Here is a 256-nt window from a genome sequence, read left to right on the forward strand (position 1 = left end):
GTTGAAATCCTTACTGATGGTGCTTCTGCACTTTACGGTTCAGATGCTATCGGTGGTGTAATTAACGTAATTTTACGTAAAGACTTTAATGGTGCAGAAGTTACTCTAGGTTCTGGCCGTATTGAGCATGAAGGCGGCGACCGTGAAAATGGTTCTGTACTTTTCGGTGCTTCTTCAGACAACTCTCGTGTACTTGCTGGTGCATCTTGGAGTGGTCGTGACATTGTTTACGCTCGTGACTTCCCATGGTACAGCC

At 45.7% G+C, this 256-nt stretch carries 1 pseudogene; it reads left to right on the forward strand.

The annotated features are described in order from the left end of the window. A pseudogene (locus tag R2R70_RS21525) lies at positions 1 to 256 on the forward strand (hypothetical protein); the annotation flags it as partial.

It is taken from the genome of Cobetia sp. SIMBA_158, assembly GCF_046566945.1.
Classification (GTDB): Bacteria; Pseudomonadota; Gammaproteobacteria; order Pseudomonadales; family Halomonadaceae; genus Cobetia; species Cobetia amphilecti.